Annotated in this window: 18 protein-coding genes, 1 tRNA gene and 2 pseudogenes; 7 read left to right on the top strand and 14 right to left on the bottom strand. The window is 69.1% G+C overall.

Translation table 11 applies throughout. The annotated features are described in order from the left end of the window. Positions 1–73: 73 nt before the first annotated feature. The gene (locus ACGLYG10_RS04055; RefSeq protein WP_073328137.1) at positions 74–1,534 is read right to left on the bottom strand and encodes a sensor histidine kinase; all 1,461 of its coding nucleotides are present in this window, start codon (positions 1,532–1,534) and stop codon (positions 74–76) included. 117 nt (positions 1,535–1,651) lie between these two features. On the opposite strand from ACGLYG10_RS04055, the gene ACGLYG10_RS04050 reads away from it, so the two are divergent. From ACGLYG10_RS04050 to ACGLYG10_RS04035, 4 genes are all read left to right on the top strand, one after another. Beyond that, on the top strand, positions 1,652–2,149 hold the full coding sequence (locus ACGLYG10_RS04050) for a DUF2505 domain-containing protein (RefSeq protein WP_073328134.1): 498 nt from the start codon (positions 1,652–1,654) through the stop codon (positions 2,147–2,149). 121 nt (positions 2,150–2,270) lie between these two features. Then, positions 2,271–2,717 (top strand): OsmC family protein, encoded by a 447-nt coding sequence (locus ACGLYG10_RS04045; protein ID WP_073328131.1) that lies wholly within the window; start codon positions 2,271–2,273, stop codon positions 2,715–2,717. A gap of 107 nt (positions 2,718–2,824) precedes the next feature. After that, positions 2,825–3,721: a thymidylate synthase gene (locus ACGLYG10_RS04040; RefSeq protein ID WP_073328129.1), complete on the top strand. Its 897-nt coding sequence runs from the start codon at positions 2,825–2,827 to the stop codon at positions 3,719–3,721. Positions 3,722–3,786: 65 nt separating this feature from the next. Next, positions 3,787–4,335, top strand: a complete 549-nt coding sequence (locus ACGLYG10_RS04035) for a dihydrofolate reductase (RefSeq protein ID WP_432416222.1) — start codon at positions 3,787–3,789, stop codon at positions 4,333–4,335. 38 nt (positions 4,336–4,373) lie between these two features. Here the strand turns inward: ACGLYG10_RS04035 and ACGLYG10_RS04030 are convergent, their stop codons facing one another. The 4 genes from ACGLYG10_RS04030 to ACGLYG10_RS04015 are packed head-to-tail and all read right to left on the bottom strand — an operon-like array spanning position 4,374 to position 7,490. Then, on the bottom strand, positions 4,374–5,315 hold the full coding sequence (locus ACGLYG10_RS04030; protein WP_108966860.1) for an ABC transporter substrate-binding protein: 942 nt from the start codon (positions 5,313–5,315) through the stop codon (positions 4,374–4,376). Next, the gene (locus ACGLYG10_RS04025; RefSeq protein WP_073328124.1) at positions 5,306–5,983 is read right to left on the bottom strand and encodes an ABC transporter permease; all 678 of its coding nucleotides are present in this window, start codon (positions 5,981–5,983) and stop codon (positions 5,306–5,308) included. The genes ACGLYG10_RS04030 and ACGLYG10_RS04025 overlap by 10 nt, the downstream gene beginning before the upstream one ends. Continuing rightward, positions 5,980–6,639: an ABC transporter permease gene (locus tag ACGLYG10_RS04020; RefSeq protein WP_073328121.1), complete on the bottom strand. Its 660-nt coding sequence runs from the start codon at positions 6,637–6,639 to the stop codon at positions 5,980–5,982. The genes ACGLYG10_RS04025 and ACGLYG10_RS04020 overlap by 4 nt, the downstream gene beginning before the upstream one ends. After that, positions 6,636–7,490, bottom strand: coding sequence for an ABC transporter ATP-binding protein (locus tag ACGLYG10_RS04015; protein WP_073328163.1), 855 nt, complete (start codon positions 7,488–7,490; stop codon positions 6,636–6,638). Before ACGLYG10_RS04015 ends, ACGLYG10_RS04020 begins: the two co-directional genes overlap by 4 nt. Before the next feature lie 158 nt (positions 7,491–7,648). Between ACGLYG10_RS04015 and ACGLYG10_RS04010 the strand changes: the two genes are divergently transcribed. Together ACGLYG10_RS04010 and ACGLYG10_RS04005 are read left to right on the top strand one after the other, a co-directional pair. Then, positions 7,649–8,242: a PadR family transcriptional regulator gene (locus tag ACGLYG10_RS04010; protein WP_073328119.1), complete on the top strand. Its 594-nt coding sequence runs from the start codon at positions 7,649–7,651 to the stop codon at positions 8,240–8,242. Positions 8,243–8,262: 20 nt separating this feature from the next. Next, on the top strand, positions 8,263–9,273 hold the full coding sequence (locus ACGLYG10_RS04005) for a zinc-binding dehydrogenase (protein WP_083565475.1): 1,011 nt from the start codon (positions 8,263–8,265) through the stop codon (positions 9,271–9,273). A gap of 16 nt (positions 9,274–9,289) precedes the next feature. On the opposite strand, the gene ACGLYG10_RS04000 is transcribed toward ACGLYG10_RS04005, so the two are convergent. The 9 genes and pseudogenes from ACGLYG10_RS04000 to ACGLYG10_RS03960 form a co-directional block, all read right to left on the bottom strand. Then, a complete protein-coding gene (locus ACGLYG10_RS04000; RefSeq protein WP_244542569.1) occupies positions 9,290–10,072 on the bottom strand; it encodes an SGNH/GDSL hydrolase family protein in 783 nt (260 codons plus the stop codon). A gap of 69 nt (positions 10,073–10,141) precedes the next feature. Further along, the gene (locus tag ACGLYG10_RS03995) at positions 10,142–10,546 is read right to left on the bottom strand and encodes a DUF1304 domain-containing protein (RefSeq protein ID WP_073328117.1); all 405 of its coding nucleotides are present in this window, start codon (positions 10,544–10,546) and stop codon (positions 10,142–10,144) included. Between the two features lie 84 nt (positions 10,547–10,630). Beyond that, positions 10,631–11,314 carry a DUF1345 domain-containing protein gene (locus ACGLYG10_RS03990; RefSeq protein WP_244542568.1) on the bottom strand — a complete coding sequence of 228 codons (684 nt, stop codon included), beginning with the start codon at positions 11,312–11,314 and terminating at the stop codon, positions 10,631–10,633. Between the two features lie 67 nt (positions 11,315–11,381). Then, positions 11,382–11,489, bottom strand: a pseudogene (locus ACGLYG10_RS16520) (VOC family protein); the annotation flags it as partial. Positions 11,490–11,583: 94 nt separating this feature from the next. Next, a complete protein-coding gene (gene fumC, locus ACGLYG10_RS03980) occupies positions 11,584–13,011 on the bottom strand; it encodes a class II fumarate hydratase (protein WP_073328112.1) in 1,428 nt (475 codons plus the stop codon). A 147-nt stretch (positions 13,012–13,158) separates the two neighbouring features. Further along, positions 13,159–14,073, bottom strand: coding sequence for a purine-nucleoside phosphorylase (locus tag ACGLYG10_RS03975; protein ID WP_073328110.1), 915 nt, complete (start codon positions 14,071–14,073; stop codon positions 13,159–13,161). Then, a complete protein-coding gene (locus tag ACGLYG10_RS03970) occupies positions 14,070–15,569 on the bottom strand; it encodes a purine-cytosine permease family protein (protein WP_083565473.1) in 1,500 nt (499 codons plus the stop codon). Before ACGLYG10_RS03970 ends, ACGLYG10_RS03975 begins: the two co-directional genes overlap by 4 nt. A gap of 79 nt (positions 15,570–15,648) precedes the next feature. Continuing rightward, a tRNA-Met gene (locus ACGLYG10_RS03965) sits at positions 15,649–15,725 on the bottom strand. 143 nt (positions 15,726–15,868) lie between these two features. Then, positions 15,869–17,008, bottom strand: coding sequence for an SMI1/KNR4 family protein (locus ACGLYG10_RS03960; RefSeq protein ID WP_244542567.1), 1,140 nt, complete (start codon positions 17,006–17,008; stop codon positions 15,869–15,871). 333 nt (positions 17,009–17,341) lie between these two features. Between ACGLYG10_RS03960 and ACGLYG10_RS16310 the strand changes: the two are divergent. Continuing rightward, positions 17,342–17,542 (top strand): annotated as a pseudogene (locus ACGLYG10_RS16310) (hypothetical protein); the annotation flags it as partial.

The following is a 17,542-nucleotide window of genomic DNA, read 5'->3' as shown; positions in this document are numbered from 1 at the left end:
TCAGGTGGCGCGCCGCACCCCGGTGCGCCACCGGTACCTTTCCCACCACACCGTCCGCCCCGTCGTCCCGGGTTCAGGCCTCGCCCAGCTGGGCGTGCAGGACCACGTCGGTGCCCTGCCCGCCTGGAGCGGGACGCCAGTCGATCGAGCCGCGTAGCTCACCACGCACCAGGGTGTTCACGATCCGTGTGCCCAGGCCGGTCATCTCCTTGCCGGGGACCAGGCCCACCCCGTCGTCGATGACATGCACGGTCAACTGCTCGCCGTCGCGTTGTGCCCGCACCGTCACGGTGCCGTCGCGATCCTCCAGCCCATGCTCGACCGCATTGGTCACCAGTTCGGCCAGCACGGTGGCCAATGCCTGGGCCACGTCGGCCTCGATCACCCCGAACTTGCCCTCCAGGCGAGTAGATACCTGCCCGGTGGGGGTGGCCACGGCCGCGGCGGAACGCAGCACCGAGGAGAACACCTCGTCGAAGTTGACCTGCTCATCAACGTTCTGACTCAGCGCCGCATGCACGGTGGCGATCGTGCCCACGCGTCGCTCCGCCTCCGTCAGGGCGGAACGCGTCTCCTCGTTGGTGGCACGGCGCGCCTGCATTCGCAGCAGCGCGGAAACCGTCTGCAGGTTGTTCTTGACCCGGTGGTGAATCTCGCGGATGGTGGCGTCCTTGTTCATCAGCACCTGCTCCCGGCGCCGAATCTCCGAGACGTCGCGAACCAGCAGCAGGGCGCCCGCCCGCGCCCCGTCGCGACGCAGCGGAATCGAGCGCATTGACAGGAATACGCCACCAACCTCCACCTCGGTCAACCACGCCTGCCGCCCCATCAGCACCACCGCCATGGTCTCATCCACGGGAGTGCGCTCGGGAATGATGCTGGTGACGGCCTCGGCGAGCTGACTGCCCTCGATGTCGCCCTCAACGCCGAGCCGGTGGAAGCAGGACTGAGCGTTGGGTGAGGCGTAGGTGACCACGCCGTCGTCATCCAGACTGACCACGCCGTCGCCCACACGGGGGGTGCCATGGCGCACGGCCGTGGCGGCGCCGTTGATGGGGAAGCTCCCCTGCGCGATCATCAGGCACAGGGCGTCGGCCAGCTCCTCCAGGGGCTTGTCCACGATGCGGCCGCCGCGCAGCACGCCGACGGCGGTCTCCCGGGTGACGACGGCAATTGCACGGGAGCCGTGAATAACCGGGACATACTCCTCGCGCACTGCCGAAGAGCCGGTCCACTCCGGGGCGGCCGCCACCACGATCTGCCCACTCATCAGTGCCTCCAGCGCCATGGCCTCGCGGGCGGCGGGCATGCGTCGACCGATCACATCCTCCAGGTGCACGGTGGCACCGGTAGCCGGACGCGAATGCGCGGCAGCCACGAACCGGCCGGAGTCGGTGTGTACCCACAAAACCAGGTCGGATACGGACAGGTCCGCGATCACCTGCCAGTCCGCCATGAGTTGATGAAGCCAGTCGAGGTCGGCTGGGGGCAGGCTGACGACGCCGCGGACCGTGGAGGGCAGAAGACTCGACACGCCCCGATGCTACCGGGTACAGGTGGGAGCTCGGCTTCCCGAGCCATGGGACACGTCCGCAACCAGGGCCCGGCACGTCGTGGGCGCCACCCGCCGAGGCGTGGCAGGATCGGGACCATGAAGCAGCGCGTCACGATCACCTACCCCGCCGGCCCGGATCGCGTGGCCGCCATGTTGGCCGATCCGGCCTACCAGCGTGGCCGCATCGAGCGATTCCAGCTGGAGGACGCCTCCGTCGACGTCGCCGCACGCGGCCGCGGCTTCGTGGCGACCATCTCCGGATCGGTATCACCCGGCCACCTGCCGGCGGCCGCCGCCCGCTTCGTCCGCTCCGCCGTCTCCTTCGGCCTGACCGAGTCCTGGGGAGAACCCGCCGACGACGGCTCACGCAGCGGCAGCCTCGACCTCGCGGTCAAGGGGGCCCCGGTAAGGGCCGGCGCCACCACCAGCATGCGCCCCGACGCCGGCGGGGAGTCCACCCGCGTCGTCGTCGACCTGGATCTTTCGGTCTCCGTGCCCCTGGTGGGGCGCAGCGTGGAGGAGAAGGCGCTGGCACAGGCGAACCGGGTTGTGGCCGACGAGGAGCGCCGGGGCGCCGCCTGGCTGAACGCCTGAACGGAGCCGCCGTGCCGGGACCGGCCTGAGGGGACGTCCCGGCGGGCGCTACCGAATATTCCCGTTCCGCCCAACGCGCATGCGCTAGTCGCCCCACCGGCCCTGTGACACCATCTCCCCCATGAACGACCTCAATGACGTCATCACTCCCACCGAGTCCAACTCGGTGTGGGCGGAACGCACCGGAAATCGCCAGTACCTGGGCCACAACGCCCGCGGCGCCGAGGTGCGCGTCGGCATGGGCCCGGGCGAGTTCTCCCCGGGGGATCTCCTCAAGCTCGCCCTGGCGACCTGCAACGCGCTGTCCGCCGACCACCGGCTGGCCAAGGCACTCGGTGAGGACTTCGACGCCAACGTCATCGCCGCCTCCATTAAGCATGAGGAGGAGGAGCGCTACAGCGATCTGGACGTGCAGATCGTCGCCGACTTCGCCTCGCTGAGCCCCGAGCAGCGCCAGACACTCGGCGAGCGGGTGGACCGTGCGATCGAACGCGGCTGCACCGTCGGTCACACCCTGGAGCACGGCGCCGGCCTGCGCCTGCACCTGCTCGACGACCCCGACGCATAGCCGGTCGGTCCTGCGCCGCGTCGGGCCCGCATGCCGCACGGTCGCGACGGGAGTCGATAGAGTGCCCCCAGCGAAGGCCGGCGCGGCGTTGAGATGGAGGTTCGCACATGAGTGAGAGCGGTAAGCAGAGCGCGCACCGCCACGGCGAGACCAGGCGTTATCCGCACCTGGCGCGGCTGGGTCTGGAGGCACCGGCCGGCGTGGACGCAGCCTACGAGGACCTGCTGGCCGAGGTTCTGCTAGACGGCGTTTCCAAGGGCGATCGCACCGGCACGGGCACCCGCTCGGTGTTCGCCCGGCAACTGCGCTACGACCTGACGGCAGGCTTCCCGCGCATCACCACCAAGTTCGTGGCCATGAAGGCCGTCAAGGGCGAGTTGTTGTGGTTCCTGCGCGGCGACATGAACGCCCGCTGGCTGCAGGAGCGCGGCATCACCATCTGGGACGAGTGGGCCGACGCCGACGGCGAGCTCGGCCCCATCTACGGCGCCCAGTGGCGCAGTTGGCCGGCCCGGGACGGTGGGGCGATCGACCAGATCACCGGGGTGATCGAGACCCTGCGCCGTGACCCCGACTCCCGCCGCATGCTCGTATCCGCCTGGAACGTGGGCGAACTGGATCGCATGGCGCTGGCCCCGTGCCACGCCTTCTTCCAGTGCTATGTGGCCGACGGGCGCCTGTCGCTGCAGGTTTACCAGCGTTCAGCGGACCTGTTCCTGGGCGTGCCCTTCAACCTCGCCTCCTACGCGCTGCTGACCCACATGCTTGCCCAGCAGGCGGAGCTGGAGGTCGGGGAACTGGTGTGGACCGGCGGGGACTGCCACATATACAACAACCACGTCTCCCAGGTCCGCGAGCAGCTGTCCCGGGTCCCGCAGGCCTACCCGTTCCCGCGGCTGCGGCTGAAGCGGGCCGACTCGATCGATGCCTACACCATGGATGACATCGACGCCTCCGCCGGCTACCAGCACCATCCGACGATCAAGGCGCCGGTGGCGGTGTGAGCGGCGGTGCCGTCGGGGCGATCTGGGCACAGGATCGCTACGGCATCATCGGCGCCGACGGCGGCATGCTGTGGCGGGTGCCCGCCGACTTCCGCCACTTTCGGGCGGCCACCCTGGGCGGTGCCGTGGTCATGGGCCGCACCACCTGGGAGTCGATCGGGGGCGCACTGGCCGGGCGCACGAGCATCGTGCTCACCCGCAGGCCGGACTGGGCCGCGCAGGACGCGGTAGTGGCCCGCGACCTGCGTGCCGGGTTGGCGGCGGCGCACGACGCCGTCGATGCCCCCGGTGAGGATCCCCGCGAGGGCATCTACCGCACCCTGCCACGGGTGTGGGTAATCGGCGGCGGCAGCGTATACGCGCAGGCGCTTGCGGCCGACTGCGTGGACGAACTACTGGTGTCGGTGATCGACCTGGACGCCGGTGCCCGCGCGGCCGCGGCGGGCATGGACCCGGGGCTTCTGGTGCACGCTCCGGCGCTTGATCCGTCGCAGTGGAGTCCGGGAGGCCCCTGTACGGACCCGCCGGGCCAGTGGCGCCCCGCTTCCGGGGACGCCACCTGGCGGGTTGAGCACTACCTGCGCCGTCCGGGCAACCACGGTCCGGTGTCGTAGCCGAACACGCGCCCGCCGAGGGCGGTGATGGGACGCACTCAGTCGGACAGGATGCCCTGCTCGGTGAGCCAGTCGGTGGCGATCGTGGCGGAGTCGAGCTGTTCGTCCACCGAACGGGCGTTGAGCGCGCGCAGCGCCTCCGGCGTCAGCAGCGCCGAGACGGCGTTGATCGCGGTGACGGCGCCCTCGTCGAGGTCGGCGGCGACCAGCGGAGTCACGTTCTGCGGCAGGATCAGTGCCTCCGGATCCTCCAGGACCACCAGGTCGTTGGCGTCGATGGCGGGCGAAGAGGTGTAGATGTCGGCCGCCTGCACCGTTCCGTCCTTGAGAGCGCCGATGGTAAGCGATCCGCCGTCGTCCTCCACGGGGTAGACGTCGGCATCCACCCCGTAGACGGCCTTGATGCCCGTCGGGCCGTAGGGACGCGTCTTGAACTCGGAGTTCGCCGCCACCATCACGGTGCCGTCGAGCTTGGCCAGGTCGCCGATGGAGACCAGGCCGTACTCCTCGGCGAGTTCGCTGGTCACGGTATAGGAGTCCTGGTCGGTGGCCTCGGCATAGTCGAGCACCATCAACGAGTCCGGGAGCACGTCCGACAGGGCGGCGTGGATGGACTCAGAGTCCGTGGCGTCGGTATCGGAGTCGTAGTACTGCAGCAGATTGCCGCCGTACTCTGGCAGCACGCTGATCGCCCCCGATTCGAGCTCGGGGATGTAGACCTCGCGCTGCCCGATCTGATACTGGCGGTCGATGGTGAAACCGGCCTGCTCGAGCGCCTGGGCGTACAGCTCGGCAATGATCTCATTGGAGTAGTACTGCTGGCTGCCCACTACGATCGTGCCGGAGGCCGTGCCCGAGGACAGCGGGTCGGAGTTGGAGCAGGCGGCGAGCGTGGCGGCCACGGCGAGCAGACCACCGCCGGCCAGGACACTGCGACGGGTGAGCACCGTGCGCTTGTCAGCATTGGGATTCACGGGGATTCCTTTCGGTTACGTGCACCGACCGGGGTGACGGCGCGCTGGAGGAGGATGAAGAGGAGTTCGGATATCAGAGCCAGGGCAATGACCATGAGTGAGGAGGCCAGCATCATGCCGTAGTCCTGGGTCTTGAGACCGAGGAACATCAGCCGCCCAAGCCCGCCGGCGCCGGTGTAGGCGGCCAGGGTCGCGGTCGCGATCACCTGCAGGGTGGCGGACCTCAGGCCGCCCACCAGCAGCGGGGCGCCCAGCGGGATCTCCACGCGGGTGAGTAGCTGGATCTCACTCATGCCGCTGGCGCGGGCGCCGTCGACGGCGACGGGATCTGCGGACTCAATGCCGGTGTAGGCGCCGGCCAGCACACTGGGCAGGGCCAGGACGATGAAGGCGAGCATGGGGGCGGATAGGCCCACGCCGAGGGCGAGCCCGAACAGGGTGATCAGGCCGAGGGTGGGCAGGGCCCGCACGGCGCCGGCCAGAGCGATGGCGGCGCCCCGCCCTCGCCCCGTGTGTCCGATCCACCAGCCCAACGGAACCCCGATGGCGGCGGCAACGGCCACCCCTAGCAGCGAGTACCCGATGTGTTGCACCAGCAGCCGCCCGATGCCGAGCGAGCCGGACCAGTTGGCGGCGGCGAAAATGTAGGCGATCGCCTCACCGACGTAGTTCACGCCATCGCCCCCTCACGCAGCCGCGTGGGGCGCGCCCACGGCAGCAGGGCGCGTCCGCCCAGCACCACCAGGCCGTCGAGCGCGACCGCGAGCAGAGCAGTGGCGAGGATTCCGGCGAGGATTTCCGCGGTGATGCCACGCTGGTAGCCGTCGGTGAACAGCCAGCCCAGGCTGCGCACGCCCAGAACCGCCCCGACCGTGGTCAGCGACACGGTGGAGACGGTGACGACGCGTAGGCCGGCCACAATCGCCGGCCCGGCCAGCGGCAGTTCCACGGTGGCGAAGCGGCGCAGCGGCCCCATGCCCATGGCGGTGGCGGCGTCGAGCACCCGCTGGTCGACGGCGTCGAGCGCGTCTACGGTGGTGGGCACCAGCAGTGCCAGGCCGTAGAGCGTCAATGCGACGACGACGTTGATGGTGTCGCGAATACCGGTGCCGAGCACGACCGGCAGGATCACGAACAGCGCCAGCGAGGGGATGGCGTACAGCAGGGAGGCGCCCGAGACGAGGACGCCGCGCAGCGGCCCCAACCGCTGGGTCAGGCGGGCGATCGGGATGCCGAGCACCAGGGTCGCAAGGATCGCGGGCACCGCCTGACTCACGTGCGCGATCAGGTAGGAGCCGATCGCCGGGAGATTGTTCAGGACCCAGGTCACGAGCGCATCTCCGCGTCCGCGTCGATCCGCCCTATCGCCCGGCCGACCCGGTCCAGAACCACCCGGCCGCCGGCGACGTCGGCCAGGCGCAGGACGCGGTCGGCGTCGTCGAGCCCGAGGAAACGGGCCACGAAGTCGTCGGCCGGATCGGCGAGCAGCTGTGCGCCGGTGCCGCGCTGCGCGATCTGGGCGCCCTCGCGCAAGAGGATGATCTCGTCACCGAGCATCAGGGCCTCGTCCACGTCGTGGGTCACGAAGATGATCGTCTTGGCGAGTTCGCCCTGAATGCGTAGCAACTCTCGCTGCAGGTCGCGGCGCACGAGCGGATCCACGGCGCCGAAGGGCTCATCCATGAGGAGGACGCCGGGGTCGGCGGCGAGGGCGCGGGCCACACCGACGCGCTGGGCCTGGCCGCCGGAGAGCTGCCCCGGGTAGCGGTCGGCCAGGTCCTCCGCCAGGCCCAGCATGTCCATCAACTCGCGAGCGCGCGCCCGTGCCGCGGACCGGCCGGTGCCGTTCAGGCGCGGCACCAGGGTGATGTTGTCCAGCACCCGCCGGTGAGGCAACAGTCCCGCGTTCTGCATGACGTAGCCGATGGAACGGCGCAGGGCCACCGGGCTGCCGTCTTGGACATCCTCACCGTCGAGGAGGATCCGGCCGGCGGTCGGCTCGACCATGCGGTTGACCATGCGCAGCAGGGTCGTCTTCCCACAGCCCGAAGAGCCGAGCAGGACGGTTATGGAGCCGGCGGGCAGCACGGCGGAGAAGGAGTCGACGGCGGCCCCGTTGCCGGCAGGTCCCGGGTAGCGCTTGGTGACATCGGAGAACTCGATCGTGCTGGCACCTGTCATGGCCGGCCTGGAACCTGCGGTGGCAGGCGCGGACGCGTCGGTGATCCGAGTCCCGGTTCCCAGTCCCATACGACTGTCTCCTCTCCTCCGCCGAGCGGCGACGTCGCCCTACCGTAACAACGCTTTGCGGATATGTCGATTCGATGTAGTGTGACGGCGTGCTTGAACTCAAGATCCTAGGGTTCCTCTCCGAGGGACCGCTGCACGGCTATGAGTTGCGCCGCCGGATCAACGAGTTGGACGGGCCCGGCAGTCATCTCTCCGAGGGCTCCTTATACCCCGCTCTGGCGCGCCTGGAGAAGGTCGGTCTGCTCGTCCGCACCGACGAGCCCGGGGCCCGGGGACGCCCCCGCAAGCGGCTAGAGATCACGGCGACCGGCCGCGAGCGCCTGCTTGATCTGCTGCGCCATCCCGCCGAGGTCGACATCGCCTCCCAGCCACGCTTCCTGGTTCTGCTCGCCTTCCTTTCCCGCCTGCCCGATCCGGCCGAGCGCGAGGCCGTGCTGCGTCGACGTCTGGCCGTGCTGCGTGAGCCGGCACCCGCATTCTTCTACGACGACGACGCGCCGCGCCGTTCCAGCACCGAGCCCGATCCGTACCGGCGCGGCATGATCCGCATCGTGGCCGCGTCCCGTAAGGCGGAGATCGACTGGCTGGAGCAGGTGTTGGCCGCCCCCGTCGACGAGGTCGGCACCACTCCGGACTCCCAGGTGCCGGAGTGCCGGCCCCGGCACCCCGAACCACTTCCGTAAAAACCCAGGAGCGTTATCCGATGACCGCCGCCATACCGTCTGACACCACCACGCCCGCGAGCATGCGCGCCGCCGTGCTGACCGCCCCCGGCATTGAGAACCTGCACGTGCTGGACATGCCCGTCCCGCAGCCGCGGCCCGGCTGGGTACGGCTCAAGGTCATGGCCTTCGGACTGAACCGCAGCGAGTACCACTCGGTGACCGGACAGGCCGGCGGCATGAGCTATCCGCGCGTACTGGGGATCGAGGCCTCCGGCGTCGTGGACCTGGATCCCGAGGGGCGTCTGGCCCCGGGAACCCAGGCGGTCACCATGATGGGCGGCATGGGCCGGGCCTTCGACGGCGGTTACGCCCAATACGTGGTGGTGCCGCGCGAGCAGGTCATCACCTTCCACTCGGGCCTGCCCTGGGAGGTGATCGGCTCGGTCCCCGAGACACTGCAGACCGCCTACGGCTCCCTGACCACCGGACTGAATCTGCAACCCGGGCAGAGCCTGCTGGTGCGCGGCGGAACGTCGGCGCTGGGACTGGCCACGGCAGCCCTCGCACTTGACATGGGCTGCACGGTCTACGCGACCTCCCGCCGGGATGCCGGACTGGAGTTGCTCTCCTCCCGGGGCGTGATGGCACTGCGCGACGACGGCGCGGTGGCACAGCAGGTACGTCGGCACGCGCCCGCGGGGGTGGACGCGGTGCTGGAGCTGGTGGGCGTGCCGACGCTGCGCGACTCGCTGCAAGCCGCCGCGGTGCACGGCACGGTGTGCTTCACCGGCATGCTTTCGGACTCGTGGACCATCAAGGACTTCTATCCGCTGGACTGGATCCCGAACGGGGTGCGGCTGACCACCTACTCCGGCCAGGCCTCCGACCTGCCGGAAGCGGAGTTGCAGCGGGTGCTGGACCGGATTGAGACGGGCGCCCTGGACTTCCTGCCGGTGCACACCTACCCGCTGGAGGACGTGGTTCAGGCGCAGCGGGACATGGCCGCCGGCGCGCACACCGGCAAGCTGGTCGGCCTGCCCTGGGCGTGAGCGGCGTGGACGCCGGTCAGGCGGCCAGCTCGGTGATGACCGCTTCGGCGATCATGTCGGCCGCCATCGCGTAACCGGCGGCCGAGGGATGGAAGCCGTCGGCGGCCCAGAAGTCGTCGACCAGTTCGCAGTGGGCGACGTCCACATAGGGCACGCCGTGCGCCTCGCAGATCGCGGCGGAGGCGTCGGTCTGCACGTCGGTCCATTCGCGCAGCACCGCGCGCAGGGTGGGCCGCAGGGCGGGGCTCTTGTACAACTGGCCGGCGGAGCAGGCGACCACATGCGGCGCCACAGCGGCCGCGCCGTCGAGCACCGCGTTCAGGTCCTCCTCCCATTCGGTCAGCGTGCGGCGTGCCATGAGGTCGTTGGAGCCGGCGCACACGAAGACGACGTCGGCGCCGTCGAGCTCCGGCAGGAAGCGGTAGCGGACGCGGCGCATGGTTGCGCCCAACCGCGCGTGTGTGGACCAGTGCACGTCGCGACCGGTCCCGGCGGCGACTTGCCGGGCGATGCGCGGCACCAGCGCCTCGGACTGGTCATCGACGCCGGAGCCGGCCACAAGTGAGTCGCCAATGGCCTCAAAACGGAGCGGGATGCTCTTCATCTGACTGTCCGCCCCCGGCGTTGCGTCTCCGCCCGGGGTGACCAGGCCGAAGCGCTCCCCGGGCGGTTCGGGCGCCAGGTGGACGGTGTGCTGCGCCAGTGCCGCCTCTGCCGCCGCAATCGGTCGACGGGCGGCACGAAGCAGGGATACCGGGACCGTGCGGGGCCGGGATGGGTCGGGGTCAATGGGATTCACGAGCTGGCAGTCTAGTAACTTATTCTCGGAGCCGTCGTTGGGCAACGCCGACCGTTCGGGCAGCGCGGCTCAGTGCAAAAGCCCCAAGACCAGGAACACAACGGCGATCAGTGGGAACGCCCCCTGCTTGAGCGCAGCCTGGCGGTGTGCCGGGGACTTCAGGGCGAGTACCAGCGCGGCGGCGAGCATAGAGCCCGTACCGTAGAGGGCCAGGGCGCTGCCCGCGGTGTGCCATGCGCCGGAGCTCAGGGCCATGAGGGCGACGCCGGCCAGGGCCTCCACCGCGAGGAACAGGTTGTAGAAGCCCTGGTTGTAGGCGTAGAAGGCGTGTGGTCTGGCTTCCTTGGGACTTCCGCCGAAGGTCTTGCGGGCGAGCGGACCCTCCCAGGCGATCGACTCCATCCAGAAGATGAGCATGTGCAGGGCTGCGGCGAGGACGGCGGCTAGAAGGCCGATGACGAGGAGTGCATTCACGGGCCGAAGCTTAAGGGGGGTGGTTGGTGATGCCGCGGCGCGGGCCGGGCGGCGATTCGGAAGTCGCCGCTCCGCGGATCCCTGTCAGCCCGTGATGAACTTAAACGCGACCACCAGCACGATCGCGTTATAGAAGAAGGCGAAGACGGAGTGAACCGCCACTGTCCAGCGCAGGCGGCGAGAGGTCACGGCGACGTCCGAGGTGGCGAAGGTGGTTCCCACGGTCAGGGAGAAGTACACGTAATCGGTGAGATCCGGGTCCGCTGTGCCCGGGAACTGCAGGGCCGGCCCGTACAGGTGGTCCAGACGTTCGTAATGCCGGGCATATCCCAGGTGGAGAAGCGCCCAACCGAGCATGGCCGTGAGTATCGTAATCACCGTGGCGACGATTTGGAGGGCCCGAGTCAGGGCACTCACCTGCGCCGCGCCGTTGATGACGGCCAATTGGTCGATCAGTTCCTGTGGAATGTTAATTCCGGTCAGCACATTGACCAGACCCACGAGCGCCGCTATTGCCGGGGAGGTTCCCAGCAGAGCGATCAGCCAGCGGGGAAGGTTGAGCGCAGGCTCCTGGATTTCGCCGTCGTCCGCCAGCACCCGGCGTCGCCACGCGGCCCAGGCCACGATCGCAACGTAAACCAGCGCAACCAAGACCCAGGCGGCCGAGCAGTACGCGGCCAGCTCACTCTCTCCTCCGAATACGGCCACCAGCCCCAGAATGACGAGAACCGCCTCCACGACAAGACCGAAAACGCTCGATCGCTTCATGGCCGAAGCCTGCCACGAGCCGTGGCCGACATGCGTGTAGGTCCTTGAGGCGTGGCGGATGCGGGGTTCAAAGGCCGAGGCGCTCAGCCACCTCATCGGTGTAGTCCCCGGCAACGGCCTCCACCCGATTGCCCTCGGGATCGAGCAGAACCGCCTCGTAGTAGCCGTCGCCGGTTCGGCAGACGGCACGTTGCCCGGCGGCGCCACTACGCCGCCGGGCAACGATGTCTACTTCGATCGTCTGGCCGCAGTCAGGCGAACCGCCCGGATCACTCGTCCGCGGCGGACGGGTGGGTCATGTCGGCCGGGACCACCCAGGCGTCGAACTCGGCGGCGGTGACGAAGCCCAGCTCGAGGGCGGACTCGCGCAGTGACAGGCCCTTCTTGTGCGCGTTCTTGGCGATCTTGGAGGCCTTGTCGTAGCCGATGTGGCGGTTGAGGGCGGTGACCTGCATGAGGTTGGAGTCCAGGTTGGCCTGGATCTTCTCCCGGTTCGGCTCGATGCCGTAGGCGCAGTGCTCGTCGAAGGACACGCACGCGTCACCCAGCAACTGGATGGACTCCAGCACGCACCAGGCCATGACCGGCTTGAACACGTTGAGCTGGAAGTTGCCCTGGCTGCCGGCGAAACCGACGGTGGCGTCGTTGCCGAAGACCTTCGTGGCGACCATGGTCATGGCCTCACACTGAGTCGGGTTGACCTTGCCGGGCATGATGGAGGAGCCGGGCTCGTTCTCGGGGATGATCAGTTCACCGATGCCGTTGCGAGGACCGGAGGCGTACCAGCGCACGTCGTTGGCGATCTTCATCAGGGCGTCGGCCAGCACCCGCAGAGCACCGGAGACCAGCACCAGGGCGTCGTGAGCGCCCAGCGCGGCGAAGAGGTTGTCGGCCTGCTTGAACTCGATGCCGGTCTCCTCGCTGATCTTCTTGGCGGCCAACTCCCCGAACTTCGGGTGCGCGTTGAGGCCGGTGCCGACGGCGGTGCCGCCGATGGCGAGTTCACGGGCACGGGAGTCGGCGTAGCGGATGCCGTCCAGCGCGAAGTCGATCTGGGCGACCCAGCCGGAGATGACCTGGCCCAGACGGATCGGGGTGGCGTCCTGCAGGTGGGTACGACCGACCATGACGACGTCGTCGAACTCCTTGGCCTTGGCGTCCAGCGTGTCGCGCAGCTGCTGCACCCGCGGGTACATGGCCGCCAGCTCGGAGACCACGGCGATGTGCATGGCGGTGGGGAAGGTGTCGTTGGAGGACTGGCCGCGGTTGACGTGGTCGTTGGGGTGGACGGGGGTCTTGGAGCCCATCTGGCCGCCGGCCAGCTCGATGGCGCGGTTGGAGATGACCTCGTTGGCGTTCATGTTGGACTGGGTTCCCGAGCCGGTCTGGAAGACGACGAGCGGGAAGTGGGAGTCGAGCTCACCGGAGATGACCTCGTCGGCCGCCTGGGCAATCAACTTCGCGATGTCTTCGGGCAGCTCACCGAGCTCGGCGTTGGCCAGGGCGGCGGACTTCTTGAGCACGCCCAGGGCCCGGATCAGCGGGTGGGACAGGACGAAGGTCTCGCGGCCGATGTCGAAGTTGTGCAGAGAGCGCTCGGTCTGCGCACCCCAGTAGCGGTCGGAGGCGACCTCGACGGTGCCCATGGAGTCGGATTCGGTGCGCGTCGTCGCGCCGGTGGAATTCTCAGGTGCCATGGTCCAAGGCTAGCCGGATGCGGACGCGTGCGGGCGGGGACGGGCGTCCTATGTCCGCACTTGCGGGCCGTGAGTTGCAGCGGTGCGCCCCGGAGCCGGACGGGGCCACTCCCCCGCCCGAGTCCGGGGCGCATCCCGCCCGCGGCACTAAAGGGCGGCCAGCACCGCCTCAATGCCGGCGGCGAGGGTGCCGTGAGCGGCGGCGACCAGGCGCACGACCTCATCCGGGTCGGTAGGAGCAGCCGCGAAGGAGAGGTCGGACACCACGCTCATCCCGGACACGCGCACGCCCAACTGGTGCAGGGCGATCGCCTCCAGGATGGTGGACATGCCCGCACAATCGGCCCCCAGGGACGCCAGCATGCGGGATTCGGCCAGGGTCTGGTACTCCGGGCCACGCACCATGGCGTAGACGCCGGCACGCTGGGTGTGCCCGCGCAGAACGGCGGTCAGCTGCGGATCCCACAGCTCACGCTGGTCGACGAACACGGTGCCGTCGAAGGGCGAGGCGCCGGAAAGGTTGAGGTGATCGGTGATCGTCATGACGTCACCGATCGCCCAGTCGCGTAAACAGCCGTTGGCATTGACCAGGACGGCGGCGCGTACGCCCGTGGCGGCGGCGGCCCGGGCCAGGGCGACGACGGTGCCGGGCCCGCGTCCCTCATACAGGTGGGTACGGCCGTGGGCCACCAGCACACGCAGGCTGCGGGGCGCCGTCGTCGGGCTTCCAACCTCGTCAAGGCCGGAGGACGGGCGCCACTCGTAGGAGTCGAGCCGGTCTGCATGCCCGGGTGCGATGGGGCCGACGACGCCGGGCAGGTCGGAGAGCGGCAGCGACGCCGTCGGCGCGCCCCAACCGTCAAGGGCGGTGTCGGCGCCGGATCCGAGCACGACCAACACGTCGTGGTGGGCGGCGCCGGTGCGCCGGGCGATCTGGTGGGCGGCCTCCACGGCGGGGCCGGGACCGTCCCCGCCACCGGACTCGGTGAGGGCGACGAGCAACTCGGCGGGAACGCCGTCGGGCCCCGAAACTGGCTGTGGGAGGGAGCCGGTGGAGCTCATGCGCGCTCCCCCGCCCGCTCCTGGACGCGCACGCGCCGCCGACCGAGCAGCAGGTGTCCGAGCAGGCCGATCAGCAGCGCTGCCAGCACGCCCAGGTTCGCGCCGGCCCAGGTGCCGTCCCGGCCGCCCAGCGGGCCCAGCAGATAGCCCTGCCAGCTCAACCAGGAGGCGGCGGAGTTGACGACCAGGCCCCAGCCGACGCCGGCCCCGAGGACGACCAGCGCGATCGCCTCCAGGTTGACCGAGCCGTAGACGCCGTAGGGCGTGAACAGGGCGGCCTCGTCATAGTCGCGTCGGCGCAGGCACACCTCGGCGAGCATGACGCCCGCCCAAGCCGCGATCACCACCCCCAGAGTCGTCAGGAATCCCTGGAAGGGTCCCAGGAAGTCGTCCGCCCCGAAGATGACGGCGATGGTACCCACGGTCATGATGGTGGCATCGATGGAGGTGGCCACGTGCCGCTTCACGGGCAGGCCGGTGGCGAGCAGCGACAACCCGGAGGAGTACAGGTCCATGATGATGCCGCCCGCGAGCCCCAGGATCGCCACGACGGCGAAGGGGATCAGGAACCAGGGCGGCAGGATGGTGGTCAGCGCGCCGATGGGGTCGGAGTCGATGGCGGTGCCGAGCTCGGGGTCGGAGCCGACCAGCATGATGCCGGCGATGACGAGGACGACGACGGGCAGCGAGGAGCCGATGGTGGTCCACGCGATCACGCCGCCGGTGGAGGCGCTGCGCGGCAGGTAGCGGGAGTAGTCGGCGGCGGCATTGACCCAGCCCAGGCCGAAGCCGGTGGCGACCATGACCAGGGCGCCGATGAAGGCCGCGGCCGAGCCGGCGGGCAGCGCGGTAAGCGCCCCGAAGTCGATCTGCGGGGAGACCAGAATCAGGTAGATGACGGTGAGTATGCCCGTGGCCCAGGTGATCCATGTCTGCACCCGCATGATGGTGTCGAAGCCGAGGATGCCGGCGCTGGCCGCAAGTCCCACGGTCAGCAGGAAGCCGACGATCTGGGCGCCGAGTTCGTTGTGCCAGCCCAGGGCCTGCAGCACCGTGGCGGAGGCGAGGGACGCGGACACGCACAGCACCGTCTCCCAGCCGACGGTGAGCATCCAGGAGATGGCGGCGGACAGGCGGTTGCCGTGGTAGCCGAAGGCGGCGCGGGACAGGGCCAGGGTGGGGGCGCTGCCGCGCTTGCCGAGCACGGCGATGAAGCCGCACAGCATGAAGGAGACGATCACCCCGACGACGCCGGCGACGACGGCCTGCGCAAAGGAAAGGCCGAAGCCGAGCACCCAGGCGCCCCAGGACAGGCCGAGCACCGAGATGTTCGCGGCGAACCAGGGCATGAACAAGTCGCGGGGGCGGCCCTTGCGCTCGGATTCGGCGATCACGTCCAGGCCGGCGTTCTCGATGCGGGAACCACTCGCATCCGCAGTGGAGCCGATGGTGTCTGGCGAAGGCGAAATGGGAGCGGATGGAGGCGTGAGTGTCATGACAGCAAACTACCGCACCGGAACGCAATGCCCGGGCAGCAGAAGACCCCGGCACCTGCTGGTGCCGGGGCCTCCGGAGTGGTAGCGGGGGCAGGATTCGAACCTGCGACCTCCGGGTTATGAGCCCGGCGAGCTACCGAACTGCTCCACCCCGCGTCGTGGTTAGTACTTTAGTCTGGCGGCCGTCGGGACCGCAAACCCAGGCGACGTGCCCTTCCTCACCACCAGTCGGCATGACCGACGACCGCGCCGAATCGACTCCCCGATGCGAGAGGCAGTGAACACGCGCACCCCGAGCTCTAGTCGAGTCGGAAGACCGTGCTCGGGATCTGGTAGCGATAGTAGACGCGTTGACACGCATGACAGGGCCCGACCAGGCTTCCACCCGGCTCACGAATCTTCACTGTCCGTACCAGGTCGTGCGCGGCGTCGGGTCCCACTTTGTCAACCGCATCGGCGAGCATCTTGTAGGCGGCGTCAACCTCATAACTCCACTTCGCGAAGGGACCACCGTTGCGTATCGCATTGTCCAGCCACGACTCGTACCAGCCGGTGAAGGAGGAGGCGACGGGCACCATCGAGCCATCGCACGCACGTGCGTCCAGCCAGACAATGTTCTCCGCCAGCTCAAGGACCCACTCCGCCCCGCATCCGGCATCGGCGAGATGCACCCATCCAGATTCCTCGCGTCGCACGTTCAGTCCGTAGCCGGGACCGGCCCCAGAGCTCGCAACGGTTGCCATGAAGCGGCGCATGTCCTCCGGAAGGTCGGCATCAGCGGGGGCGGTGTCTCCCAGCTGCATACCATGGGTGCGTCCCCCGAGCCACCAGGCCTCCGAGTCCGGGTTGTCGCGGCAATGCCGGAGCAGGTTCAGGGTGCTTTGCAGACCATCACGAGTCAGCGGGGGTGCGGGCTCCAGCGGGACGAGCAGAGCCCATTCGCGGAGCATGCGCACACCCGGCTCCGCGCTCGGCAGCCGGCTCAAAACGGCGGTTGCCGCGGGCCAATCCGCTGCGCCGAGTTTCACCTCCGCACTGACGCGTGGGCCGACGGCCAAGAAAGTCCCGAGCGAGACGACGTCGTCGAGACGGGTCGCCGGAATGGTGCCCGATTCCAGTACTCGGCGTGTCAGCGCGCACGAACCGCCAAGTTCCGCGCGGAAGGAAGCGACCTCCTCCACGGGCACGTTGATGCCCCGGTCCAAACCGCCTGTGGTGATCCGGTAGCGTCTGCCCCCGACAGTCGCGTCATACTGCTCGACGTCGGGTGCGGGTGTGCGGATGCGTTCGGGATGCCCGAGAGCAGTCAGGAGGACGGGCCCGAAGGCGCAGGCCCAGTTGCATCCCGCAGCCACCACTGCCTCCAGGTCCGTGTCCCCATATCCGCTGGCGGTGACTAGCGCACCGCTGCGCCCCATCACGGCGCCACGAATACTCATCCATGCGAACGCACTTGCCGGCCTTCGCGGAATGATCGGTTCAACAAAGCAATCAATTGCGGGCAGCCCCGCACCGAGGTGAACGGTGACGCACTCACCCTCCTCGGTTACGGACGCGCCGTCGAAATGACGGGCGACGGTCTCGGCCAGAGTCCGGGATGGCGAAGGCATGACCTCGTGAGCGTCCATTCCTCTATTACAACAGACGTCGGCTTCAAGCATCCGACCTGACTCCTGACAGGTCGCTGGGGTGATCGGGGTTTTTCGTTGGTGTGGTGCGGTTGGGTTGGTGGTTGTGGGGCACTAATCCGGTGGGCGGTAGAGTGATGGTGTGTGAGCCCGTATGTTCGTAAGGTGCGTACCGCTTCTGGTGCTACGGCGGTGCAGATCGTGGCTAAGGAGCACGGGGTGCGCCGGGTTGTGGAGCACCTGGGCTCGGCGCACGATGAGGCGGAGCTGGCGGCCCTGATTCAGGCTGGGCGGGAGAAGATCCGGGGAGGCCAGGGGGGTGCTGGACCTGGCCGGCCTGACACC

Origin of the sequence: Actinomyces glycerinitolerans, assembly GCF_900098745.1 — a bacterium.
GTDB lineage: Bacteria > Actinomycetota > Actinomycetes > Actinomycetales > Actinomycetaceae > Actinomyces > Actinomyces glycerinitolerans.
This window is presented reverse-complemented; position numbering and strand designations above follow the sequence as displayed.

What these genes read in the sequence shown, in the direction of transcription:
- ACGLYG10_RS04050 (WP_073328134.1), top strand. Translation starts at nt 1,652, where the DNA reads ATGAAGCAGCGCGTCACGATCACCTACCCCGCCGGCCCGGATCGCGTG.
- ACGLYG10_RS04045 (WP_073328131.1), top strand. Translation starts at nt 2,271, where the DNA reads ATGAACGACCTCAATGACGTCATCACTCCCACCGAGTCCAACTCGGTG.
- ACGLYG10_RS04040 (WP_073328129.1), top strand. Translation starts at nt 2,825, where the DNA reads ATGAGTGAGAGCGGTAAGCAGAGCGCGCACCGCCACGGCGAGACCAGG.
- ACGLYG10_RS04035 (WP_432416222.1), top strand. Translation starts at nt 3,787, where the DNA reads ATGCTGTGGCGGGTGCCCGCCGACTTCCGCCACTTTCGGGCGGCCACC.
- ACGLYG10_RS04015 (WP_073328163.1), bottom strand. Translation starts at nt 7,490, where the DNA reads ATGACAGGTGCCAGCACGATCGAGTTCTCCGATGTCACCAAGCGCTAC.
- ACGLYG10_RS04005 (WP_083565475.1), top strand. Translation starts at nt 8,263, where the DNA reads ATGACCGCCGCCATACCGTCTGACACCACCACGCCCGCGAGCATGCGC.
- ACGLYG10_RS03990 (WP_244542568.1), bottom strand. Translation starts at nt 11,314, where the DNA reads ATGAAGCGATCGAGCGTTTTCGGTCTTGTCGTGGAGGCGGTTCTCGTC.
- fumC (WP_073328112.1), bottom strand. Translation starts at nt 13,011, where the DNA reads ATGGCACCTGAGAATTCCACCGGCGCGACGACGCGCACCGAATCCGAC.
- ACGLYG10_RS03975 (WP_073328110.1), bottom strand. Translation starts at nt 14,073, where the DNA reads ATGAGCTCCACCGGCTCCCTCCCACAGCCAGTTTCGGGGCCCGACGGC.
- ACGLYG10_RS03970 (WP_083565473.1), bottom strand. Translation starts at nt 15,569, where the DNA reads ATGACACTCACGCCTCCATCCGCTCCCATTTCGCCTTCGCCAGACACC.
- ACGLYG10_RS03960 (WP_244542567.1), bottom strand. Translation starts at nt 17,008, where the DNA reads ATGAGTATTCGTGGCGCCGTGATGGGGCGCAGCGGTGCGCTAGTCACC.